Genomic DNA, 22,937 nt, shown 5'->3' with positions numbered 1-22,937 from the left:
GCCGTGAACGCCCGGAAAACACTCGTGACGGTCGCGCAACGGGGGTGCAACCTCGTGCCGCCACGATCGGTTCATGACGGCGTCACCCTCCATGTACGACGAGTCCCACCACCGCCCCGGCAGCCCGCTGCCCGGTGGCACCCACCTCGACAGTACGGCGCACCTCATGAACCGGATCAGCCCCCCGCCCGCCCGCCGGCCCGGCCCCGTCCCGCTCGACGGCCGCCGGCGCCCCGGCCCGCCCGCGCTGGTGGTCGTCGCCCACGGCAGCCGCGACCCGCGCGCCCTGCGGACCGTCAGCACGCTCCTGGACGGCGTCCGCGACCTGCGCCCGGGCCTGCCCGTGCACCTCGGGCACATCGAGCTCAACGAGCCGCTGCTGTCGGACACCCTCGCCGGCCTCGACGCGGCGGGCACGGCGCACGCCGAGGGCGCCGTCCTCGTACCGCTGCTGCTGAGCCGCGGCTACCACGTGCGCCGGGACATCCCCGAGACGGCCGCCGCGGCGCGGGTGCACACGCGCGTGGCCGCACCGCTCGGCCCGCACCCCCTGCTCGTGGAGACGCTGCACGCGCGTCTCGTCGAGGCCGGCTGGCGCACCCGGATGACGGACGCCGAGCGCCGCACCAGTGCGGTGGTCCTCGCGGCGGCGGGCTCCCGCGACCCGGACTCGGCCGTCGACACCGGCCGTACGGCCCGGCTCCTCGCGGACCGCCTCGGCGTCCCCGTGGTCCCGGCGTACGCCTCCACGGCCGCACCCACCGTCCCCGCCGCCGTCCGCGCGCTCGCCGCGCGGGGCCGCCACCGGGTGGCCGTCGCCTCCTGCTTCACCGCTCCCGGCCGCTTCGCCACCGAGTGCGCGCAGGCCGCGCCCTGGATCGCCTCGGCCCCCCTCGGCACCCACGAGGCGATGGCCCGCCTGGTCCTGCACCGCTACGACCGGGCACGCGCGCAGACCGTCGGCAGCAACGCCGCCTGAGGGGGCGCGCGACGGTGGGACCGCGCACCTCCGCGGGACCCGGCAGCCGCGTGGCGCCCCGATTGTCACCGCCGCCGCTTAATGTCGGGACATGCCCTACGACGAGCCGTCAACACAACGCTGGGCGGCGGAGCCCGACAAGCGCCCCGGCCGCACCGCCTTCCAGCGCGACCGCGCCCGTGTCCTGCACTCCTCGGCGCTCAGAAGGCTCGCCGGCAAGACCCAGGTGGTGACCCCGGGCACCCGCACCGACGCCTGGGACGCCACCCCCCGCACCCGCCTCACCCACTCCCTGGAGTGCGCCCAGGTCGGCCGGGAGCTGGGCGCGGCCCTCGGCTGCGACCCCGACCTCGTCGAGGCGGCCTGCCTCTCCCACGACCTCGGCCACCCCCCGTTCGGGCACAACGGCGAACAGGCGCTGAACGAATTCGCCCGCGACTGCGGCGGCTTCGAGGGCAACGCCCAGTCGCTGCGTCTCCTCACCCGCATCGAACCCAAGCGCTTCACCCCCGAGGGCTCCGTCGGCCTCAACCTCACCCGCGCCACCCTCGACGCCGCCACCAAGTACCCCTGGCCGCGCGGCGCCCACCCCACCGACCCGGCGTCCCCCAAGTTCGGTGTCTACGAGGACGACCGCCCCGTCTTCGACTGGGTTCGCAAGGAGGCCCCCGGCACGCGCACGTGCTTCGAGGCGCAGGTCATGGACTGGTCGGACGACGTGGCCTACTCGGTGCACGACGTGGAGGACGGCCTGCACGCCGGCCACATCGACCCGGGCAGTCTGCACGCCGAACCGGAGCGCGCGGAGGTCTTCCGCGTCGCCGTCGGCCGCTATGTGCCCGCGGACACCGACCCGGCGGAACTCGCCGCCGCCCTCGACCGCCTCCAGGACCAGCAGTGGTGGCCGCACGGCTACGACGGCACGGCCGTGGCCCAGGCCCGCCTGAAGGACGCCACCAGCCAGCTCATCGGCCGCTTCTGCCTGGCCGCCGAGGCCGCCACACGCGCCAGATGGGGGTCCGGGCGGCTCACCCGCTACGGCGCCGAACTCGTCGTACCCCGCGAGACGCGCCTGGAGTGCGCGGTCCTCAAGGCCGTCGCCGACTGGTACGTCATGCAGCGCACCGAGCAGGAGCTGCTCCGCGCCGACCAGCGCGTGGTCATCGGCGAGCTCGCCGAGGCGCTCACCGCACGCGCCCCCGACGGGCTGGACCCCCAGTTCCGTGCCCTGTTCGACCGGGCCGCGGACGACCGTGCCCGCAAGCGGGTGATCGTCGACCAGATCGCCTCGCTCACCGACGTCTCGGCCCGCTCGCTGCACGCCCGCCTGACCACCGGGCCGTGAACCGGACGGGCCGGGCGGGCCGGGCGGCCGGACGGGCCCGAAGGTGACACTCCGTGGCCTGATCGGGTCACCCCCTCTTCCCCCGGCCTGCCGCGTGCGGGACGCTCGGGTGGCGGCACTGTTACGAGGAGGCATCACGTGGTCGACGCGGATCAGACATTCGTCATCGTCGGAGGAGGCCTGGCCGGCGCCAAGGCGGCCGAGACGCTCAGAGCCGAGGGCTTCACCGGCCGCGTGATACTGATCTGCGACGAACGGGACCACCCCTACGAGCGCCCGCCGCTCTCCAAGGGCTTCCTGCTCGGCAAGGAGAGCCGCGACAGCGTCTTCGTGCACGAGCCCGCCTGGTACGCGCGCAACGACGTCGAGCTGCACCTGGGCCAGACCGTCGACGCCATCGACCGCACGGCCAGGACCGTCCGCTTCGGCGACGACGGCACCCTCGTCCACTACGACAAGCTGCTGCTGGCCACCGGCTCCGAACCCCGCCGCCTCGACATCCCCGGCACCGGCCTCGCGGGCGTCCACCACCTGCGCCGCCTCGCCCACGCCGAGCGCCTCAAGGGCGTCCTCGCCGCACTCGGCCGTGACAACGGCCACATCGTGATCGCCGGCGCCGGCTGGATCGGCCTGGAGATCGCGGCGGCGGCCCGCGAGTACGGGGCGGAGGTCACCGTCGTCGAACCGGAGCCGACCCCGCTGCACGGCGTCCTCGGCCCCGAACTGGGCAACGTCTTCGCCGAACTGCACCGCGAGCACGGCGTCCGCTTCCGCTTCGGCGTCCGGCTCACCGAGATCGTCGGCCAGGACGGCATGGTCCTCGCCGCCCGCACCGACGACGGCGAGGAACACCCGGCGCACGACGTGCTCGCCGCGATCGGCGCCGCCCCGCGGACCGCCCTCGCCGAGGCCGCCGGACTGGAGCTGGCCGACCGCGTCCACGGCGGCGGCATCGCGGTGGACACCCGGCTGCGCACCTCCGACCCCGACATCCACGCCGCCGGCGACGTGGCGTCCTTCCCGCACGGCCTGTTCGACACCACCCTGCGCGTCGAGCACTGGGCCAACGCCCTGAACGGCGGACCGGCCGCCGCCCGCGCCATGCTCGGCAAGGACGTCACCTACGACCGGGTGCCCTACTTCTTCTCCGACCAGTACGACCTGGGGATGGAGTACAGCGGGTGGGCGCCGCCGGGGACGTACGACGAGGTGGTGATCCGCGGGGACGCGGGGAAGCGGGAGTTCATCGCGTTCTGGGTGAAGGAGGGGCGGGTGCTGGCGGGAATGAACGTGAACGTGTGGGACGTCACAGAGCAGATCCAGCGGCTCATCCGCTCACGCGGACGGGTCGACACGGAGGCGCTGGCCGATCCGCGGGCGCCGCTGGACACCCTCGGCGCCCAGGTGGACTGACCCGCGGGTTCCGCGGCTCCGCGCGCGCTGCGGTCCCCGGCCGCCCGCGCGGACACCCCGGGGCGCCCCGGCGGGGCGGCGCCGCGGCGCCCCGGGGTGTCCGCGCACCCCCGTAGAATCAGCACGTGGCAGGACGGATCAACGACGAGGACGTGAAGGCGGTTCGGGACGCGGTTCCGATCGACGCCGTGGTGTCCGAGTACCTCCAGCTGCGAGGCGCGGGCGGCGGCAACCTCAAGGGCCTGTGCCCCTTCCACGACGAGAAGTCACCGTCCTTCCAGGTCAGCCCCAGCAAGGGCCTCTTCCACTGCTTCGGCTGCCAGGAGGGCGGCGACACCATCACGTTCGTGATGAAGGTCGACCACCTCACCTTCTCCGAGGCCGTCGAGCGCCTCGCCGCCCAGGCCGGCATCACCCTGCGCTACGAGGAGGGCGGCTACAACCCCTCCCACCAGCGCGGCGAACGCATCCGCCTGGTCGAGGCCCACAAGATCGCCGCCGAGTGGTACGCCGAACAGCTCGCCGTCAGCCCCGAGGCCGACGCCGGCCGGATCTTCCTCGCCGAGCGCGGCTTCGACCAGGCCGCCGCCGTCCACTTCGGCGTCGGCTACAGCCCCCAGGGCTGGGACCACCTCACCCGCTTCCTGCGCGGCAAGGGCTTCAGCGACAAGGAACTGATCCTCTCCGGCCTCGCCCAGGACGGCCGCCGCGGCCCCATCGACCGCTTCCGCGGCCGGCTGATGTGGCCCATCCGCGACATCGGCGGCGAGGTCGTCGGCTTCGGCGCCCGCAAGCTCTACGAGACCGACAACGGCCCCAAGTACCTCAACACGCCCGACACGGCCATCTACCGCAAGTCGCAGGTCCTCTACGGCATCGACCTCGCCAAGAAGGACATCGCCAAGTCCTCCCGCGCGGTCGTCGTCGAGGGGTACACCGACGTCATGGCCTGCCACCTGGCCGGCGTCACCACCGCCATCGCGACCTGCGGCACGGCCTTCGGCACCGACCACATCAAGATCCTCCGCCGGCTGCTGATGGACAACGGCTCCGCGCGCGTGATCTTCACCTTCGACGGCGACGCGGCCGGCCAGAAGGCGGCCCTGCGCGCCTTCGAGGACGACCAGAAGTTCGCCGCCGAGACGTACATCGCCATCGCGCCGGACAACATGGACCCCTGCGACCTGCGGCTGGCCAAGGGCGACGAGGCGGTCGCCGACCTCGTCGAACCCCGCACCCCGCTGTTCGAGTTCGCCCTGCGTCAGATCGTCGCGCGCTACGACCTGGAGACCCCGGGCGGGCGGGCCGCCGCCCTCGACGAGGCCGCCCCGGTCGTCGCCCGCATCAAGAACAGCGGCGCCCAGCACGAGGTCGCCGTCCAGCTGGCCGGCATGCTCGGCATCCTCGACACCCAGTTCGTCGTCAAGCGTGTGGCGCAGCTGGCCCGTTGGGCCCGCGACCGCGGCGGCAGGGGCCCGGCGCCGGCCCGCGGCGGCTCCGTCCCGTCCTACGAGGCCGCCCCGCGACCCGCCGTCACCGGACCCGCCCTCACTCTGCGCAATCCCGTCTACGCCACCGAGCGCGAGCTGCTCAAGCTCGCCCTCCAGCGCCCCGAGCTGGTCTCCCCGGCCTTCGACGCGTACGGCGTCGACGAGTTCACCGCCGCCCCCTACGCCGCCGTACGCGCGGCGATCCAGGACGCGGGCGGCGCCGAGTACGGCACGCAGGACCCGCAGGACTACCTCGTCCGCGTCCGCGAGGCCGCCCCCGACGACACCGTCCGCGCGATGGTGACGGAGCTGGCGGTCGAGACGATCATGCGCAAGGCGGTGGACGAGGTGTACGCCGGTGCCCAGCTGGTCACCGTCCGCCGCCGCGCCGTCGAACGGCGCATCCGTGACGTCCAGTCCCAGCTGGCCCGGCTGTCCGCCGGCGGCGACCCGGCCCAACTGGCCGCCGTCCAGAACGAACTGTGGGTCCTCCAGCAGTACGACCAGGCACTGCGCGGACACGGAGCCGCGGCTCTGTGAGCACGTCCTGACCTCCGCGGTCAGCAGGCGGTCACGGCCCGGACGCAAAAAGTCATCGCACGCCCCTCGTGGCGGTGATGTGTCGTACCCCACACTGGGTGGCGGTGCCTGAGTCCTCGGAGCGCGGCCGATCCGTCCCCGGCGGGTCCCCCACCCCCGCGGTTCCGCTCATCGCGTACGGGACGGACAGCGGCGAGACCGCCCACTCCGCCCTCGAAGCAGCGCTGCCGCGCCCCTCGGCAGCGATCACCCTGGAGGTCGCCCCCGTGCAGACCCGGACCCCCACCCATACCGACACGCGCACCGACGGCACGGAACCGGACGGCGGGACGGGCGTCCTGGTCGCGGTCCCGCCGCAGAACCGTGCCGTGCGCCACCCGGAGACGGCCATGGAAGCGGAGCCCGAGCCGGCCGGCCCGGCACCCGAGGAGCCGCCTGCCGAGGCGCTCACCGAACCCCCCGAGCAGGCCCTCGACCAAACCCTCGACCAGGCCCTCGAACCCGTCGAGACGCCCGCCCCGCGCTTCGTCGACACCTCCGGCCCCTCCTCGGACCTGTTCCGCCAGTACCTGCGCGAGATCGGCCGGATCCCGCTGCTCACCGCCGCCGAGGAGGTCGAACTGGCCCGCCGGGTCGAGGCCGGCCTGTTCGCCGAGGCGAAGCTGAGCGGCACCCCCGACGTGGACGGCGACCTCGCCCTCGACCTGGACCGGCTGGTCGTCATGGGCCGGATGGCCAAGCGCCGCCTCATCGAGTCGAACCTGCGCCTCGTCGTGTCGGTCGCCAAACGCTACGTCGGCCGCGGCCTGACCATGCTGGACCTCGTCCAGGAGGGAAACCTGGGCCTGATCAGGGCGGTCGAGAAGTTCGACTACGCCCGCGGCTACAAGTTCTCCACGTACGCCACCTGGTGGATCCGCCAGGCCATGTCCCGCGCGCTCGCCGACCAGGCCCGCACCATACGCGTCCCCGTGCACGTGGTGGAGCTGATCAACCGCGTGGTCCGCGTCCAGCGCCGGCTGCTGCAGGAACGCGGCTACGAGCCCACCGCCGACGAGGTCGCCGCCCAGCTCGGCCTCGCCCCCGAGCGGGTCGGGGAGGTGTTGCGACTGGCCCAGGAACCGGTCTCCCTGCACGCCCCGGTGGGCGAGGAGGACGATGTGGCCCTCGGCGACCTCATCGAGGACGGCGACGCCGCCAGCCCCGTGGAGTCGGCGGCGTTCCTGCTGCTCAGGGAGCACCTGGAGGCGGTGCTGTCGACGCTCGGCGAGCGCGAGCGCAAGGTCGTCCAGCTCCGCTACGGTCTGGCCGACGGCCGCCCCCGCACCCTGGAGGAGATAGGCCGCATCTTCGGCGTCACCCGGGAGCGGATCCGCCAGATCGAGTCCAAGACCCTCGGCAGACTCCGCGACCACGCCTTCGCGGACCAGCTCAGGGGCTACCTGGACTGAGAAGGGGGCCGCCCGCCGGGCGGCCCCCTTCCCGCCTTCGGCGGACCCTAGGGCGTGTTTCGAAAGTCCCGTCTGCCTGGCGACGTCTGGCACGCACGCTCGCCGCGTTGTCGGGATCACCCCGATACAACCAGTATCGGGGCGACCCTCCGCCTTGCGATCGCACGCACCAGACGCCGCCGGGCCTGCCCTTCGGGCAGACGACGCCACTTTCGAAACACGCCCTAGTCCACCTCCGCCACCGCCTCGGCGAACTGCGCCTTGTACAGCCGCGCGTACGCCCCGTCCGCCGTCAGCAGCTCCGTGTGCGTGCCCTGTTCGACGATCGCCCCGTTCTCCATCACCAGGATGGTGTCGGCGTCCCGGATCGTCGACAGCCGGTGCGCGATGACGAACGACGTCCGCCCGTGCGCCAGCTTCGCCATCGCCTTCTGGATCAGCACCTCGGTACGCGTGTCGACGGAACTCGTCGCCTCGTCGAGCACCAGGATCACCGGGTCGGACAGGAACGCCCGGGCGATGGTGATCAGTTGCTTCTCACCGGCGCTGACCCCGCTGCCCTCACCGTCGATCACCGTGTCGTAGCCGTCGGGCAGCGTGCGGATGAACCGGTCGGCGTGGGCCGCCCGCGCCGCCTCCTCGATCTCCCCGCGCGTGACCTCGCGCGAGGCGCCGTACGCGATGTTCTCCGCGATGGTGCCGCCGAACAGCCAGGTGTCCTGGAGCACCATGCCGATCCCGGCGCGCAGTTCGTCGCGGGACATCCGCGTGACGTCGACGCCGTCGAGGGTGATGCGCCCGCCGGTGACGTCGTAGAACCGCATGAGGAGGTTGACCAGCGTGGTCTTGCCGGCGCCGGTGGGGCCGACGATGGCGACCGTGTGGCCGGGTTCGACGACCAGCGACAGGTCCTCGATCAGCGGCTTGTCGGGGTCGTAGCGGAAGGACACGTGCTCCAGCGCCACCTGCCCGCGCAGTGCCTCGGGCCGCACGCCCGGCACCGGATCGGCCTGCTGCTCCTCCGCGTCCAGCAGTTCGAAGATCCGCTCGGCCGAGGCGACGCCCGACTGGATCAGGTTCGCCATCGACGCGACCTGCGTCAGCGGCATCGAGAACTGGCGCGAGTACTGGATGAACGCCTGCACGTCACCGATCGACAGGGAGCCGGTGGCGACCCGCAGCCCGCCGACCACGGCCACCAGCACGTAGTTGAGGTTCGACACGAAGAACATCAGCGGCTGCATGATCCCGCTGTTGAACTGCGCCTTGAACCCGGCCTCGTACAGTGCCTCGTTCTGCTCGGCGAACTGCCGCGCCGACTCCTCCTGCCGGCCGAACACCTTCACCAGCGTGTGACCGGTGTACATCTCCTCGATGTGCGCGTTCAGCTTGCCCGTGGTGCGCCACTGCTGCACGAAGTGCGGCTGCGACCGCTTGCCCACGCGCGCCGCGACGACCGCCGACAGCGGCACGGTGACCAGCGCGACCAGGGCGAGGATCCACGACACCCAGAACATCATCGCCAGCACGCCGACGATGGTGAGCAGCGAGTTCACGAGCTGGCCCAGCGACTGCTGGAGCGTCTGCCCGATGTTGTCGATGTCGTTGGTCGCCCGGGACAGCACCTCGCCGCGCTGCCGCTTGTCGAAGTACGACAGCGGAAGCCGCGACAGCTTCGTCTGCACGTCCTCGCGCATCCGGTACACCGTGCGGTTGACCGCACGGTTGACCAGCCGGGTCGCCACCGCCATCAGCAGGCCGGCGACCGTGAACACCGCGAGCGCGAACAGCAGTACCCGGCCGACGGCGTCGAAGTCGATGCCCTGGCCGGGGGTGAAGTCGGTGCCGCGCAGCATGTCGGCGACATCGCCGTCACCGCGCTCGCGCATCGAGTCGAGGACCTCGTCCTTCGACGCCCCGGCCGGCATCTGCCGCCCGACGATGCCGGCGAAGACCAGGTCGGTGGCCCGGCCGAGGATCTTCGGCCCGGCCACGCTGAGGCCCACGCTCAGCACGACGCAAGCCAGCATCGCGTAGAGGGTGAGCCGCTCCGGCTTGAAGTGGGCGAGCAGCCGCCGGCCGGACGCCTTGAAGTCCAGCGTGCGGCTCTCCGGTCCCGTCCCGGCCATCATGCGCCCCATGGGCCCGGCCATCAGGCAGCCTCCGCTTCCGTGAGCTGGGAGAGCACGATCTCCCGGTAGGTCTCGTTGTCCGCCATCAGTTCCTGATGGGTGCCCTCGCCGACGACCCGGCCACCGTCCAGCACGATGATCCGGTCGGCGTCACGGATGGTGGCCACCCGCTGGGCGACGATGACGACGGTCGCCTCGGCGGTCTCCCGGCCGAGGGCCGCCCGCAGCGCCGCGTCGGTGGCGTAGTCGAGGGCGGAGAAGGAGTCGTCGAAGAGGTAGATCTCCGGGCGCTGCACGAGCGTGCGGGCGATGGCGAGCCGCTGCCGCTGACCACCGGACACGTTGGTCCCGCCCTGCGCGACGGGGGCGTTCAGCCCGCCGTCCAGCTCGCGCACGAACGCCGCGGCCTGGGCCACCTCCAGCGCGTGCCACAGTTCCTCGTCCGTTGCGTCCGGGTTGCCGTACCTGAGGTTGGTGGCGACCGTGCCGGCGAACAGGTACGGCTTCTGCGGCACGAGCCCGACCGTCCTGGCGAGCAGCGCCGCGTCCAGGTCCGCGACCTCGACGCCGTCGACGAGGACCTGCCCTTCGGTGGCGTCGAACAGCCGGGGGACCAGCCCGAGCAGCGTGGACTTGCCGCTGCCCGTCGAGCCGATGACGGCGGTGGTCTCCCCGGGCCGCGCCACCAGGTCGACGCCCTTGAGCACGGGCTCCTCGGCGCCCGGGTAGCCGAAGCCGGCGCCCCGGATCTCCAGGTGGCCGTGGCGCCGCAGGTCACGCACCGGCGCCTTCGGCAGGACGACGCTGGACTCGGTGTCCAGGACCTCCTGCACGCGCTCGGCGCACACCTCGGCGCGCGGCACCATCATGAACATGAAGGTGGCCATCATCACGGACATGACGATCTGCAGGAGGTAGGCGAGGAAGGCGGTCAGATCACCGATCTGCATCCCGCCGCTGTCGATCCGGTGGGCGCCGAACCACACCACCGCGATCGACGACAGGTTCACCGTGGTCATGACCACCGGGAACATCAGCGCGAGCAGGTTGCCGGCCTTCAGCGAGATGCCGGTGAGGTCGGCGTTGGCGTCGCGGAAGCGCTGCTCCTCGTAGTCGTCGCGGACGAAGGCGCGGATGACGCGGTTGCCGGTGATCTGCTCGCGCAGCACCCGGTTCACCGTGTCCAGCCGCGTCTGCATGGACCGGAACAGCGGCCTGAGCCGCCGCACGATCAGCGTCACGCAGATGCCCAGCAGCGGCACCACGGCCACCAGGATCCCCGACAGCGGCACGTCCAGGCCGAGGGCCATGACGATGCCGCCCACGCACATGATCGGCGCGGACACCATCAGCGTGAACGACATCAGGACCAGCATCTGGATCTGCTGGACGTCGTTCGTGGTCCGGGTGATCAGGGAGGGCGCGCCGAACTGACCGAGTTCGCGGGCGGAGAAGGACTGCACCCGGTCGAAGACGGCGGCCCGCACGTCCCGTCCGAGCGCCGAAGCCGTCCTCGCGCCGTAGTACACGGCACCGATGTTGCAGACCACCTGCACCAGCGAGACGCCGATCATCAGGGCGCCGTAGGAAAGGATGTAACCGGTGTCGCCGTTGACCACGCCCTCGTCGATGATGTCGGCGTTGAGCGTGGGCAGGTAGAGCGTGGCGCAGGTCTGGAGGAACTGGAGCAGCACCAGCAGGACGATGGGTTTCTTGTAGGGCCTGAGATAGGTCCGCAGAAGTCGTATGAGCACGCTACGTCTCTCGGAGTGGGCGGGGCGCGGGGCACTGGTTGCCCCTGGCCCCTATCGTCCGACACTCCACCGGTGTTACCTCAACCGATTAAGCCGACAGCGTTGTGCCAAGGGACCGCCCCAGGCCCCGGCCCCGGCCCGACCCGGCCCTACGAGCGGAACGCGGTGGGATGCGTCTGCTCCCGCACCGACACGTACTGCTGCCGCACGGCCTGCCCCACGGCCAGTTCCTCACCCGGGTCCAGCACCTGCGCCGCCGGGCCGGGCCAGGCCGGCGGAGTGCGCGGATCGAGCGTGCCCTGTGACACCCCGAGCGCCCAGGCGGCCTGCCGCGCAGCCCCGATCGCCGCGTAGTCCGCGGGCTGCGGTACGACGACCTGCGCCCCGAAGAGCGCGGGTGCCGCCGCCTGCACGGCCGGCAGTTCGGCCGCCGCCCCGAGCAGGAAGACCCGCCGCACCTCGACGCCCCGGCCGCGCAGCACGTCCAGCGCGTCCGCGAGCCCGCACAGCATGCCCTCGAACGCCGCCCGCGCGAAGTGCTCCGGCTTCATCGACTCGCGCCGCAGACCCGTCAGGGTGCCCGCGGCGTGCGGCAGACTGGGCGTCCGCTCGCCCTCCAGGTAGGGCAGCAGCACCAGCCCGTGCGATCCCGGGGTCGACTTCACCGCCAGATCGGACAGCGTCTCCAGATCGGCCACGCCGAGCAGCTCGGCGGCCCCGCGCAGGGTCCGTACGGCGTTCAGGGTGGTGACGACCGGCAGGTGCATGCCGGTCGCGTCCGCCAGCGAGGTGATCATGCCGCTCTGGTCGACGAGGGCCGCGGGGTGTACGGCCATCACGGACCCGGAGGCGCCCAGCGACACGACCGCGTCCCCGAGGCCGATGCCCAGCCCGAACGCGGCGGCCATGGTCTCGCCGGTGCCGGCCGAGATCAGCAGGCCCTCCGGGGTCGTGCCCGCCGCGTCGGAGGGGCCGATCACCTCGGGCAGCATGGCCTGGTGACCGAGCGCCAGCTCCACCAGCTCGGGCCGGTAGCCGCCGGTGGCCGCCGACCAGTACCCGGTCCCGGAGGCGCCGCCGCGGTCGGTGGTGCGGCGCACCGGCCGCCCGAGGAGCTGCCACACGAGCCAGTCGTGCGCTTGGAGCAGCACGGCGGTGCGCAGCGCGGCGTCCGGCTCGTTCTTCGCCAGCCAGCGCAGTTTGGTCACCGGCTGCGCGGCCTGCGGCACACAGCCGACCGCCTGCGCCCACGCTTCCCGGCCGCCGAGCGCGTCGATCAGATCGGCCGCCGCGACCTGCGCGCGCTTGTCGCCGCCGACCATCGCCGGACGCACGGTGCCGCCCTGCGCGTCGAGCGGCACGACCGCGTTCTGCTGCGCGGACACGCCGATCGCCTGCACGCCCTCGAGCAGTCCGCCGCCGGCCGCCTCACCGAGGGAGAGCAGCCAGGCCTGCGGATCGACGTCGGAGGGACGGCCGGCACCGTCGGGACCTTCCACCGGGTGCGGTGCGTAGCCCTGCCTGAGCACGGCCCCTGTGTCCGCGTCACAGACGACGATGCGAGTGAAATCGGGCGAACTGTCCAACCCGGCGACTATCCCCATACGCAAAATTCTGCCGCACCGCGGGGGGTGACCGCGTCGGCCGGGCACGCTCTGGGGTCTTTCGTTCGGACCGGGCCGACGAGCCCGGCCCGGTCCGAACGAGAGGCCCTAGGGATGGCTGGTGCCCCAGTCGTCCGATCCGTCACTGTGCGCGTTCCGGTCCCGCAGGGAACGGACCCGGCCCGCGACCGACTCGGGCATCCGGTCCCCGACCTTGTCGCTGACCGCGTGGTACGCCTTGCCCGCGAACTGGCGGCCCTGCTGCGCCGCCGACTCCGCCGTGTTGCGCACGGCGGGGTTCTGCGCGACCTGCCGCGCGGACTTCTTCAGCTGTTCGTAGCGCTCCCGCCCGGCCTTCGTGCCGAGCACGTAACCCAGGGCGAGTCCGACGACGAACGTGAGCCGGTAGCGCATGACGGCCACCCTTTCCTCGTGTAGGTCTGCGGTGCGGCATCGGTGCCGGAGGGAACCGATTGGCGGAGCACCCCCCTGCTTGCGCTAATGTATGTGTCGCAGCGAGCGTCCGCCCCCTGGCGAATACCCAGGCAGGGGCGTTCGATGCGAACGAGGCATTCCTCCGTAGCTCAATTGGCAGAGCAGCCGGCTGTTAACCGGCAGGTTACTGGTTCGAGTCCAGTCGGGGGAGCTCGGTCCTCCGTAGCTCAATTGGCAGAGCAGCCGGCTGTTAACCGGCAGGTTACTGGTTCGAGTCCAGTCGGGGGAGCATCGTGATCGAGGACCCTTAGGGGTCCTTTTTCATGTCGCCCGGAAACGGGCAGGCGACAGCGCGGTCCTCATGGTCATGCGGCGTCGGACCAGGCGGAGCGTGAGATCGTATGAGCGGCTATGCTGCGGCAGACGGCGCGCACACGTGTACGCGACACGCCGCTATGGGGCGGTAGCTCAGCCGGTTAGAGCAGCGGACTCATAATCCGCCGGCCGTGGGTTCGAGTCCCACCCGCCCCACCACTCGCTACGCGAGGAGAATCGAGCTGGCCGGCAACTATGCGAGCTTGGCGGCGAGTTGGGGGACGCTCGTGGAGCGTCTCGATACGTGTTCTCATGATCGGCAGGGCAGATTCGGGACGCCGATCACGGTCAAGTCGGTCATAGGTGCCATGGGGTGATTCCTGTCGGGGTGCGGCAGGCGCCGCTGATCCGTCTGCGTCGGGAAGCAGTCCGAATGGAAACACCTCGGCATCCTGCGCGCCTCCCTTGAGCGGTCTGTTGCGATCGGCGACCGTGTGCAATGTTGGTGATGTATCTTGGTTGCATACATTGCGGACGTTGGAGGTGTCCGGTGTCCGTCACCCAGATTGATCTCGACGACGAGGCGCTGGCCGAGGCCATGCGGCTCATGGGTGCCACGACGAAGAAGGAGACCGTCAACACGGCGCTTCGGGACTACGTGGCGCGGATCAGGAGGCTTGAGGCCGCGGAGAAGCTGGCTGCGCGAGGTGAGCGCGGCGAGTTCGAGCAGGCCGCAGCGGCGCATGAAGCCGAGAAGCGTGCGCGGCGCGAGGCCTTCGAGTGATCACGTATCTGGTGGACACCTCGGCTCTGTGGCATCTGTTCCGTACCCCAGGTGCGCTGCGCCCCTGGGAGGGACACATCGCCGCCGGGGTGTTCCACCTCTGCGAGCCGACACGTGCCGAATTCCTCTACTCGGCGACCAGCCCGTCTCACCGAGATGAGCTGGCCGAGGAACTGGACGCGCTCTGTCTGCTCTCCCCGGTTCCGAAGAACGCCTGGCGGTGGGTCGACACCGCCCAGTACAAACTGACCCAGAGGGGCCGGCATCGGGCGGCGGGAGCGATCGACCTGTTGGTGTGTGCGACAGCTGTACACCATGGGCACACCGTCCTCCACGTGGACAATGACTTCGCGACGGTGGCCGGAGTCCTCAAGGAAGTCCAGCAGCGAGACGCACGAGCCTGATCTCCGGAGGCAGGAACGCGTCTGTCGGCTTCCGACCTCGGTGATCGATGTCTCCGGGGCGCATCACTACGACCTATCCCCGCATGCGTGAGGCCGACAGCTTCGGCGCACCGAACGCGACCGCCACCTCGGAGCCATCCCCACGTGCGCGGGGCCGACCCGCAGTTCAACCAACCGGGCAAGACGGACAAGGAGTTGTCCCCGCGTGTGCGGGGCCGAAGGTCAGAACGGACGCGCTCTTGACCTATGCCCGTGTGGGGCCGGGGAAGCACCTTGGCCGTTGCGGGTCCGCTGGCTGAACTACTTGTCGTGTTCACCTGGTCAAGCCGGTGACGGGATTGCAGGTGATGCCTGTGGGGCAGCTGATGCAGGCCCCGGTGCTGGGAGTTCAGCAGGGCGACGTAGCGGTTTCGCAGGACCGGGCGGGGAACGGTCGGCCAGGTCTCGGGCGGAGGGAGGGCGTTGATTCCGGTGAACCGGTGTGCCGGCAGGGACGCGGTGTTGAGGAGGAGGTCGGCACTGTGCGAACTGGGGCGTCGCGGTCTGCCGATCGGCGACCCCGCCCGCCCGCCCCGGGTCCATGTCGTGGTGGCGGACCCGGCGCTGCCGGCCGGTTCCGAACTTGTCCGGTCCCTGCCGTGTCCGAGCTTCTCGACGGTCGGCCAGGGGTTCCCTGAACTCCCGGCACGATGGATCTGAGACCTGGTCCTCGTGCTCGTCTCCGCCCCGCCGGGTTCGCCCGGCGGGGCGGAGTGCTTTCCGGGGTGCCCATCCCCGCGCCTCCGTCTCCGTCTCCGTCTCCGTCTCCGCCTCCAGCCGTAGCACCTCCTCCATCACCGTCTGGGAGAAGACGTCTGGCCTGCAACAACGGCCCTTGACCCGCCACCCCGGCCGGAGGGACCATGTCGGTGAAGTCGAGAAGTCCCGGGGGGCGTCCGGCTCCCCTTCGCCGGTACGCCTGAGCAGGTGAGTGGCGATGATGTTCTGGTACGACCACGACGTCGGCGGGTGGGGCTGGTTCGCGATGTCGGCCGGCATGATTCTGTTCTGGGCCCTGGTCATCACGGTCGTCGTGCTGCTCATCCGCGCCCTCAACAGCCCGCGGCAGCACACCCACACCCCGGCCGCGCCCACGCCCGAGGAGATCCTCCGGGAGCGGCTGGCCCGCGGGGAGATCGACGAGGAGGAGTACCGGCGCCGCCTGGGCGCGTTGCACGCCGGCCCTCTCACCAGACCCTGACGTCCGGGCCGCCCCGTCGCGGCCCGGACCCCGCACGGTGGTGTCGTCAGCTCTTGCCGAGGAGCTTGTTCATCTCCTCGATCTCGGCGTTCTGCGTGGTGATGATGTCCGCGGCCATCTCCTTGGCCGGCGCGTACCGGCCCTTCTCCTTCTCCGTGGTGGCCATCTCCACGGCCCCCTCGTGGTGCTCGACCATCATGGTCAGGAACATCGAGTCGAAGCCCTTGCCGGACTCCTTCATCAGCTCGTCCATGTCCTCGGCGTCCATCATCCCGGGCATGCCCGGGCCCGAGGACTCGTCCGTGCCGTGCATCGAGTGGTCCATGCCGGGCATGGACGCCGGCACGTCCTCCCCCCACGCCTTCAGCCACCCGGACATGGCCGTGATCTCCGGGTCCTGCGCCTTCTCGATCCGCGCGGCGAGGTCCTTGACCTCGCTGGAGGAGGCACGGCTCTCGGCCGTCCGGGACATCTGAATGGCCTGCTCGTGGTGCGGGATCATGCCCTGCGCGAAGGACACGTCCTGGTCGTTGTGTGCTTCGGCGCTCGCCGAGGCCGACCCCTCGGCCGCGGAGCCGGCGCCGGCTCCGGAGTCGGAACCGCCGTCGTCGTTGCCGCAGGCGGCGAGGACGAGAGCGGCGGTGACGGCCGCCGTGCCGAGCGCGGCGCGGCGGATCAGGGAACGAGTGCTGGTCATGCGGAAACTCCTGCGGTGTGCGAACGGGCGCGCGAAGGGCGCGGGACGTGGCGGAGGGCCGTACGCCTGCCCGCCGCGATACGCGCGGCGGCGGCGACACGGCTCGGAACCGGCCTATATCCGCAGGAGTTGCAGCTCGGCGAGTGACGGAGGCGCGCGACCGCCCTCCGGTCCGGTCGCCGTGGACGAGCGGCTGCCCACCAGGTCCACCGCCTGACCGGTGGGGTCGAGTGCCGGCACGGGAAGGAGCGGGCCCGCACCCACGGCGCCCGAGGAACACGTCGGATCGGCATGCTCCGCGTGCCCGCGGCCGTCACCGCCGCCGTGGCAGACGCGTTCGGCACTCACCACCGCCGGGTCCGCGTGCTGCGGGGCGGCGGAGGGGCGGACGGAGTGGGAAGGGCCCCAGGAGTGGGCGGAGTGGGAGGAGGACGAGGGGTGACGGCTGACGGCGGTTCCACCCGGCGCGAGGCCGTGCATGCCGAACAGGCCGATCAGCAGCCCGAGCACCAGCGGTGCCGGCCACCACCCCGTGGGTGATGACGCTCGGAGGTGTTGTGCACGGGCTGTCACAGCCCTCATGTTACGCAGGCCCGCCGGTTCCGCCGCCGGGGAGCGGTCCGTTGGGCCGACCGCGTGACCCCCGAGCCGCCGGTGCCGCCGGTGCCGTCGGAAGCTGCCGACAGCCGACAGCCGACAGCCGACAGCCGACAGCCGACAGCCGACAGCCGACAGCCGACAGCCGACAGCCGACAGCCGACAGCCGACAGCCGAAACCAGCTCTGGGCCCCCGGCCGTCGGCCCCCCGGTCGTCGGCGTGGCCGGAGCCCTCCGCCGCGGACGTACTCCCGTCAGCCCCGCAGCTGCTCGGTCAGGCCCAGCTGGCTCATGATGGCGCCGGTGTCCAGATAGGCGCGGCCCCGCTTGATCTTGTCGTCCTCGACCTCGTAGATGTCGCACGCGTGCACCGTGACCTGACGCCCCGTGGCGGGCACGGTGCCCGCGTGCAGGACCAGGTCGCCGGTCTGGGTCCCGCTGCCCGTGTACTCGACGACCACCGTGTCCCCCTGGGACGTGAGGTGGTCGAGGGTGAAGGTGCCGTCGGGCATCGCGTCGAACATCGCTCTGGCGAGCTGGGTGAAGCCCTCCGGACCCTTCAGCGTCCTTCCGCTGCCCTCCTCGACGAGGGTGCAGTCCTGAGAGACGGACCCGGCGATCGAGTCGTAGTCCCGTTCGTTCCACGCCCGAAAAAGATCACGGACGAAGGTCTCGTTGTCGGTCATGGGAACCTCCATGGGAAACATCCCTTTTCTTCCATGCTCGCCCGCTGCGTCCGGCCGTGCATCCCCTGGCGGACAGCCGGACATCGCCCGGTGGCCGCCCACGAGGAGGTGAGCACCCTCCGCGCCGGGCCGGACAGCCGAAGGGACCTTCTCGCCTTCGGACCGAGTGGCGTTCGGGATCAGGACCCCGCGGCCGGTGACCCGGTCGGTCCCTCCGGTGTGGTGCGGGGCCGTCGGGGCATGACGCGGTACGCCACCACGGCCAGGGCCATCGGCAGGAGGCTCACGACCAGCATGGTGAGCCGCAGGCCGTCGGTGAAGTCCAGCCCGAGGTCGAGTCCGGACTGCTGGAGCAGGTTCGGGTCGTACCCGGCGGTGCCCGGACTGTGGGCCATCGCGCTGCGTGTCGCGTCCACCGCCTGTTGGGCCTCGGAGACGGAAATGCCGCGCGCTTCGGCGTCGTTGAGCCACTGCCGCTGGAAGAAGAGGTTGAGCAGCAGGAGGTATACGGCGGGGCCGAGCGCGTAGCCGGTCATTCCGAACGCCGGCTGCACGGAGGCCACGGCGCCGGACTTCCCCGGTGGGGCGGACGCCAGGATGGTCTCGGCCACGGCCGAGGAGGTCACCAGCGATCCGAGGTTGGTGAGCCAGGTCGCCAGTACGACGATCCACAGCGCCATCGCGGGATCGGCGGTGGCCGCCATCAGCAGCCCGCCCGCGACCATCACCAGCAGGCCGGTGATGAGGACCGGCCGGGGGGTGTACTTCCCGATCAGGCGCCCGGCGAGGATGACACCGGCCGCGATCGCCAGGGTGCCGGGAAGGAACAGCAGACCGATGGTGCGCGGGGGCAGCGAGAGGATCACACTGCCGAACTGCCCGAGGGCGAAACTGAACCCGGCGACGAGGAAGTTGAGCGTCAGGCTGGCCAGTGCGGCCACCGCGAACGGGCCGCTGCGGAACAGCGACAGGTCCAGTACCGGGTCCGGTGTCCGGCGCTCACGGAGCACGAACAGCACCCCGGCGACCGCACTGATCGCCAGCGGCAGCCAGGCCTGGCGCTGGGAGATCCCGTTCTCCGCCTCGGCGACGCCGTGGACGAGGGTCAGCAGGGTGACGCCGACCAGGCTGATGCCGACGACGTCGATCCTGCGCCCTTGCAGGACGGGGGGCTCGGTGACGTGCCGCACGGTCAGCCAGAGCGCGATGAGCGACAGCAGGGGGGCGACCAGGAACAGCCACCGCCAGCCGACGGCCTCCACCACCCAGCCCCCGGCCGCGGGGACCACCCCGCACATCACCATGTCGATGGCCATGAAGATGCCGATGGCCGTCGGCCGTTTCTCCGGCGGCACCGACGCCTTGAGCAGGGCCATCGACACGCCCAGGATCGCGGCCAGCGCCAGACCGTCGAGGAGGCGCGTCACCAGCAGGAAGACGTAGCCGGGGGAGATCGCGGAGAGCAGGTTGACGACGATGTCGCCGACCAGCCCGAGCATCAGCAGCCGCTTGAGCCCGAATGCGTCCCCGAGGCTGCCGACTGCGAGCACTGCGGCGGCCACGATCAGCGTCGCCGCGCCGCCCAGGAACCCGACGGCGTCGGGCGGCACGTCGAGGGCCCGGCTGATCTGCGGCATGTTCAGACTGAGGACCAGCGGGTCGACGGCCGTGATGGTGAAAGCCAGCGCGAGTCCCGAGATGACCGGGAGCATCGCGACAGTGGATCGTGGGCCCGTGGTCGACACAACTGCACCTCCCGTACGCCGGCCGGTCCCGGCCGCTCGCCGACCGACCGTAACCGGGCATCCGCCTGCGGCTTGTCCACCCCGGCCGACGGGCGCGGCCCGGTACCTGTTCGGGTCACCCTCGCGAACCCCGGGGAGGACACCGGGCGGGATCTGCGGCCGCGCGGTCAGGGGCAGGCCGGAAGCCAGCCCTGCTGGACGGCCCGGACGCCGGCCTCGAAGCGGCTGCGGGCGGCGAGGCGGTCCATCAGTTCGGAGGCGATCCGCCGGGCCGTGCGGTGGGAGACCCCGAGCCGCTTGGCGATCGTCTCGTCGGTGTGGCCCTCGGCCAGCAGGCGCAGGGCGGTCGCCTGCTGGCCGGTGAGGCCGTGGGGATCGGTGGGGACGACCTCACCGAGCGGCTGGGCGGCCTCCCAGGTGGTCTCGAAGAGCGCGCACAGCGCGGTGAGCGTGCCCTGCCCGGTCAGGAGGACCGCTCCGGCGGCGGTGTCGTCGCTGCTGACCGGGATCATGGCGATCCGCCGGTCCATGAGGATCATGCGGGTCGGCAGGGAGGGGACCGTGCGGACCCGGCCGCCCAGCCCGGAGAGCCAGGTGGCGTGTTCGACGGTCGGCCGGTGGGTGCGGACGCTGTCGAGGTAGATCGTCCGCATGCGGACCCCGCGGCCGAGGAGGTCCTGGTTCAGCGGCCGTGACGCGGCCATGTTCTCGGCGGTCTGCGGTCCGCCCGGCGCGAAGGCCAGGAACTCCTTTGTCACCTCACGGGTGAGCACCGCCAGCCGGTCGCGGATCCGGTCGAGTCCGACGAGCTGCTCCACACCCGGATGACTGGCGTCCGGACGGAGCTCGGCGTACTCGGATATGAGCTGGGCCGCGGCCGCCCGAGAGGCCTCCAGACGCCGCTGGTGAGCCGCCAGTTGCGCTTGCTGGCGGGCCATCAGGATTTCCATGCCGATGTCGGGGGAGACCGCGCGGAGCCGGCCCGCGTCCCCGGCGGCGGGACGCACCAGAGCCAGTTCGCTCAGCGTGTCGAGGGCGTCGCGCACCTCTTCCTCGGGCAGCCCCACCTCGGTGGCGAGCGCCGTGACGCCTGCCGTCGGCTCTCTGAGCATGGCGCGGTACACCGTCTCCGCGACGGTGTCGAGTCCGAGTGCGGTCAGCATGTGGCCCCCCATTTTCTGCACGGCACGTCCCTGATTCGAACAAGATCTTCGCAGAGAGGTGAGGCATCGTCACGGGGAGAGAGGTGGGGCCGGAACGGGCCCCGGCCTCAACCGGCCATACCGGAGGGGCTCCGAGGGGTTCTCCGCTTGCGACCCTGGAGCGCATGTACCTTGTGCACACGCATCTGGAACTGCCGTGCGGAGAGCAACTCCCGCACGACGTGAAGGTCCTGGTGCGATCAGCGATTCTCCCCGGTGACCGTGTCGAGCACGTCGCCGTGCACCCCCGCTCCTCGTCCGCGCTCACGCTCGGCTTCTATGTCGTGGCCGGTGCGCTCGACGAGGCGGAGGAGCGGGCCGTCCGGGTCTGCGGCCGACTGCGGCGCGCCGTACCGCAGTTGGCGTCGGCACGGCTGACCGGCGCGGGGGTGCCGCTGCTGCCGTTGGCGTTCGTGCCGCAGCCGGTGGACTGAAACGGCCGCCGTGGACGTATGAGTCCAAGGCCCCTTCCGTCCATCCATGAGCCCTTCTCACGGACTTGAGCTGCGGCGAAGCTATTGATCACCGGCCAGGGCGAGCGTCACCGCGGGACGCGGCCACCGGACCGGGACACCGCAACCGACTCAGAAACGGGACCAGTCATGCTTCGCACTCGGATCGCCAAGGCCGCCGCGGTCGCCTCCCTCGTCATCGCCGCGTCCGTCGCCGCCCCGGCCGTCGCGTCCCTGTCCGAAGCCGACACCTCCTTCTCCGTCGTCGCCGATGCCGGCTGGCAGGTCGCCCCGGCCGACGCCGGCTGGCAGTAGGCCGACCGCCGCCTCCGCCGCGCGGCACGCACCTCGCGCACGGGTCGCGCCGCCGGCCGCCTTCCGATGCCCGACCTACCGATCGCACTCGCCCCAGGGGGACCGAAAAGTGAAGAACATCCGCACGACCGGCCGTAGAGTCGCGGGCCTGCTGACCGCCGGCGTCCTCACCACCGGACTCCTCACGGTCACCGCCTCCACCGCCGAAGCGGCCACCACCTGTTCGGGCGGGGTCAACATCTACGGCGTGCTCGACGACGGCAGGCTGACCTTCAGCAGCATCAACCCGGCCACCGGCGACCTCGCCAAGGTGCTCGTCGGTCCCGACCTCGGCTTCGAGCCGAAGGCGATGGCGACCCTCAACTTCAACACCGTGCTGATGACGTCGACCGCCGGCGCCCTCTACCGCGTCGACATCAAGACCAACAACACCAGCCTGGCCCTGCTCAACGCACCGGTGAAGATCGCCGACAGCGGCTGGACCCATGACAAGCTCACCTACGACGGTCACGGGCACCTCTACGGCACGACGGCCGCGGGCCTGTTGCTGCGCTACAACGTGACCGAGGACAAGCCCGCGGGCTCCCAGCACATCGGGGTGCGCACCGAGATCGACACCGGGTTCGTCCTGAAGACGCTCACCGCCACCGGCGACGACCGGCTCAGCGCCACCACCGAGGACGGGCGCCTGCTCGACTACTCGATCGCCGGCGCCGGCTCCTGGAAGAGCAACGCCCTGAAGACGTCCGGCTGGTCCGGCTTCAACCAGCTCGTCTCGCCCGGTGGCGGCCTCTACTACGGCCGGCTCTCGACCGGTGCCATGTACTGGTACAAGGACGCCAACCCCACCGACGGCTCCGGCTCCGACATCTCCTACCACCTGGACGACCCGGTCAACACCAGCGGCTGGACGCAGAAGCTGCTGTCCGCCCAGCCGGGCACCTACACCTGCACCACCACCACGGACACGGTCGACCGCGACAACATCACCGAGGTCAAGGCCGCCGGCCGGCAGATGATGAACAACAAGGACACCGCCTGGGCCACTTCCGCCCAGTGGTCCTGCCTCGAGCAGCTCTGGGACCACGAGAGCAACTGGCGCTGGAACGCCACCAACCCGTCCTCCGGCGCCTACGGCATCCCGCAGTCGCTGCCCGCCTCCAAGATGGACGTCGCGGGCGACGACTGGAAGGAGAACCCCCTCACCCAGATCAAGTGGGGTCTGAGCTACATCGACGGCCGCTACGGCTCGCCGTGCGGCGCGTGGGACTTCTGGCGGGCCAACAACTGGTACTGATCACCTGGACACACGCGAAAGGGCGGCGCCCCCTCGGACCGAGGGGGCGCCGCCCTTTCA

Annotated in this window: 20 protein-coding genes and 3 tRNA genes; 14 read left to right on the top strand and 9 right to left on the bottom strand. The window is 71.4% G+C overall.

Translation table 11 applies throughout. The features are described from left to right. Window positions 1-73 precede the first annotated feature (73 nt). The 5 genes from ACIP5W_RS09770 (at window position 74) to ACIP5W_RS09750 (ending at window position 7,218) form a co-directional block, all read left to right on the top strand. Window positions 74-979 (top strand): sirohydrochlorin chelatase, encoded by a 906-nt coding sequence (locus tag ACIP5W_RS09770; RefSeq protein ID WP_401469382.1) that lies wholly within the window; start codon window positions 74-76, stop codon window positions 977-979. Window positions 980-1,070: 91 nt separating this feature from the next. Beyond that, a complete protein-coding gene (locus ACIP5W_RS09765; RefSeq protein ID WP_401469379.1) occupies window positions 1,071-2,324 on the top strand; it encodes a deoxyguanosinetriphosphate triphosphohydrolase in 1,254 nt (417 codons plus the stop codon). Between the two features lie 138 nt (window positions 2,325-2,462). Further along, on the top strand, window positions 2,463-3,737 hold the full coding sequence (locus ACIP5W_RS09760) for an NAD(P)/FAD-dependent oxidoreductase (RefSeq protein WP_401469376.1): 1,275 nt from the start codon (window positions 2,463-2,465) through the stop codon (window positions 3,735-3,737). A gap of 125 nt (window positions 3,738-3,862) precedes the next feature. Further along, window positions 3,863-5,767 (top strand): DNA primase, encoded by a 1,905-nt coding sequence (gene dnaG, locus ACIP5W_RS09755; RefSeq protein ID WP_401469373.1) that lies wholly within the window; start codon window positions 3,863-3,865, stop codon window positions 5,765-5,767. A gap of 104 nt (window positions 5,768-5,871) precedes the next feature. Next, window positions 5,872-7,218 carry an RNA polymerase sigma factor gene (locus tag ACIP5W_RS09750; protein ID WP_401469370.1) on the top strand — a complete coding sequence of 449 codons (1,347 nt, stop codon included), beginning with the start codon at window positions 5,872-5,874 and terminating at the stop codon, window positions 7,216-7,218. A gap of 224 nt (window positions 7,219-7,442) precedes the next feature. Here ACIP5W_RS09750 and ACIP5W_RS09745 read toward each other — a convergent pair whose 3' ends face one another. From ACIP5W_RS09745 to ACIP5W_RS09730, 4 genes are all read right to left on the bottom strand, one after another. Continuing rightward, the gene (locus tag ACIP5W_RS09745) at window positions 7,443-9,371 is read right to left on the bottom strand and encodes an ABC transporter ATP-binding protein (protein ID WP_401469367.1); all 1,929 of its coding nucleotides are present in this window, start codon (window positions 9,369-9,371) and stop codon (window positions 7,443-7,445) included. After that, on the bottom strand, window positions 9,371-11,104 hold the full coding sequence (locus tag ACIP5W_RS09740) for an ABC transporter ATP-binding protein (RefSeq protein WP_401469364.1): 1,734 nt from the start codon (window positions 11,102-11,104) through the stop codon (window positions 9,371-9,373). Before ACIP5W_RS09740 ends, ACIP5W_RS09745 begins: the two co-directional genes overlap by 1 nt. Window positions 11,105-11,253: 149 nt before the next feature. After that, on the bottom strand, window positions 11,254-12,708 hold the full coding sequence (locus ACIP5W_RS09735; RefSeq protein ID WP_401469361.1) for an FGGY-family carbohydrate kinase: 1,455 nt from the start codon (window positions 12,706-12,708) through the stop codon (window positions 11,254-11,256). Window positions 12,709-12,816: 108 nt separating this feature from the next. Further along, window positions 12,817-13,122: a YtxH domain-containing protein gene (locus ACIP5W_RS09730; RefSeq protein ID WP_366057674.1), complete on the bottom strand. Its 306-nt coding sequence runs from the start codon at window positions 13,120-13,122 to the stop codon at window positions 12,817-12,819. 159 nt (window positions 13,123-13,281) lie between these two features. Here ACIP5W_RS09730 and ACIP5W_RS09725 point away from each other — a divergent pair. The 6 genes from ACIP5W_RS09725 (at window position 13,282) to ACIP5W_RS09700 (ending at window position 15,886) form a co-directional block, all read left to right on the top strand. Next, a tRNA-Asn gene (locus ACIP5W_RS09725) sits at window positions 13,282-13,354 on the top strand. A 5-nt stretch (window positions 13,355-13,359) separates the two neighbouring features. Continuing rightward, a tRNA-Asn gene (locus tag ACIP5W_RS09720) sits at window positions 13,360-13,432 on the top strand. Between the two features lie 168 nt (window positions 13,433-13,600). Then, window positions 13,601-13,677: transfer RNA gene (locus tag ACIP5W_RS09715), tRNA-Ile, on the top strand. 331 nt (window positions 13,678-14,008) lie between these two features. Then, window positions 14,009-14,242, top strand: a complete 234-nt coding sequence (locus tag ACIP5W_RS09710; protein ID WP_401469358.1) for a type II toxin-antitoxin system VapB family antitoxin — start codon at window positions 14,009-14,011, stop codon at window positions 14,240-14,242. Then, window positions 14,239-14,646, top strand: a complete 408-nt coding sequence (locus ACIP5W_RS09705; RefSeq protein ID WP_397959237.1) for a PIN domain nuclease — start codon at window positions 14,239-14,241, stop codon at window positions 14,644-14,646. The genes ACIP5W_RS09710 and ACIP5W_RS09705 overlap by 4 nt, the downstream gene beginning before the upstream one ends. 976 nt (window positions 14,647-15,622) lie before the next feature. After that, window positions 15,623-15,886 (top strand): SHOCT domain-containing protein, encoded by a 264-nt coding sequence (locus ACIP5W_RS09700; protein ID WP_401469354.1) that lies wholly within the window; start codon window positions 15,623-15,625, stop codon window positions 15,884-15,886. A gap of 46 nt (window positions 15,887-15,932) precedes the next feature. Here ACIP5W_RS09700 and ACIP5W_RS09695 read toward each other — a convergent pair whose 3' ends face one another. From ACIP5W_RS09695 to ACIP5W_RS09675, 5 genes are all read right to left on the bottom strand, one after another. After that, complete coding sequence (locus ACIP5W_RS09695) at window positions 15,933-16,583, bottom strand: DUF305 domain-containing protein (protein WP_401469351.1); 651 nt, start codon at window positions 16,581-16,583, stop codon at window positions 15,933-15,935. A gap of 114 nt (window positions 16,584-16,697) precedes the next feature. Next, the gene (locus ACIP5W_RS09690) at window positions 16,698-17,165 is read right to left on the bottom strand and encodes a DUF6153 family protein (RefSeq protein WP_401469348.1); all 468 of its coding nucleotides are present in this window, start codon (window positions 17,163-17,165) and stop codon (window positions 16,698-16,700) included. A 269-nt stretch (window positions 17,166-17,434) separates the two neighbouring features. Further along, complete coding sequence (locus ACIP5W_RS09685; protein WP_401469345.1) at window positions 17,435-17,866, bottom strand: ester cyclase; 432 nt, start codon at window positions 17,864-17,866, stop codon at window positions 17,435-17,437. Window positions 17,867-18,045: 179 nt separating this feature from the next. Next, complete coding sequence (locus ACIP5W_RS09680) at window positions 18,046-19,578, bottom strand: MFS transporter (protein WP_401469342.1); 1,533 nt, start codon at window positions 19,576-19,578, stop codon at window positions 18,046-18,048. Window positions 19,579-19,778: 200 nt separating this feature from the next. After that, window positions 19,779-20,774 (bottom strand): helix-turn-helix domain-containing protein, encoded by a 996-nt coding sequence (locus tag ACIP5W_RS09675; protein ID WP_401469339.1) that lies wholly within the window; start codon window positions 20,772-20,774, stop codon window positions 19,779-19,781. A 164-nt stretch (window positions 20,775-20,938) separates the two neighbouring features. Between ACIP5W_RS09675 and ACIP5W_RS09670 the strand changes: the two genes are divergently transcribed. From ACIP5W_RS09670 to ACIP5W_RS09660, 3 genes are all read left to right on the top strand, one after another. Beyond that, window positions 20,939-21,247, top strand: coding sequence for a hypothetical protein (locus ACIP5W_RS09670; protein ID WP_401469336.1), 309 nt, complete (start codon window positions 20,939-20,941; stop codon window positions 21,245-21,247). Between the two features lie 168 nt (window positions 21,248-21,415). Continuing rightward, window positions 21,416-21,580: a hypothetical protein gene (locus tag ACIP5W_RS09665; RefSeq protein WP_401469334.1), complete on the top strand. Its 165-nt coding sequence runs from the start codon at window positions 21,416-21,418 to the stop codon at window positions 21,578-21,580. Between the two features lie 109 nt (window positions 21,581-21,689). Continuing rightward, complete coding sequence (locus ACIP5W_RS09660; protein WP_401469331.1) at window positions 21,690-22,877, top strand: tachylectin-related carbohydrate-binding protein; 1,188 nt, start codon at window positions 21,690-21,692, stop codon at window positions 22,875-22,877. Window positions 22,878-22,937 lie beyond the last annotated feature (60 nt).

It is taken from the genome of Streptomyces sp. NPDC088766 (assembly GCF_044750845.1).
GTDB lineage: Bacteria > Actinomycetota > Actinomycetes > Streptomycetales > Streptomycetaceae > Streptomyces.
The sequence above is the reverse complement of the archived record's forward strand: the minus strand, read 5'-3'. Positions and strand labels throughout refer to the sequence as shown.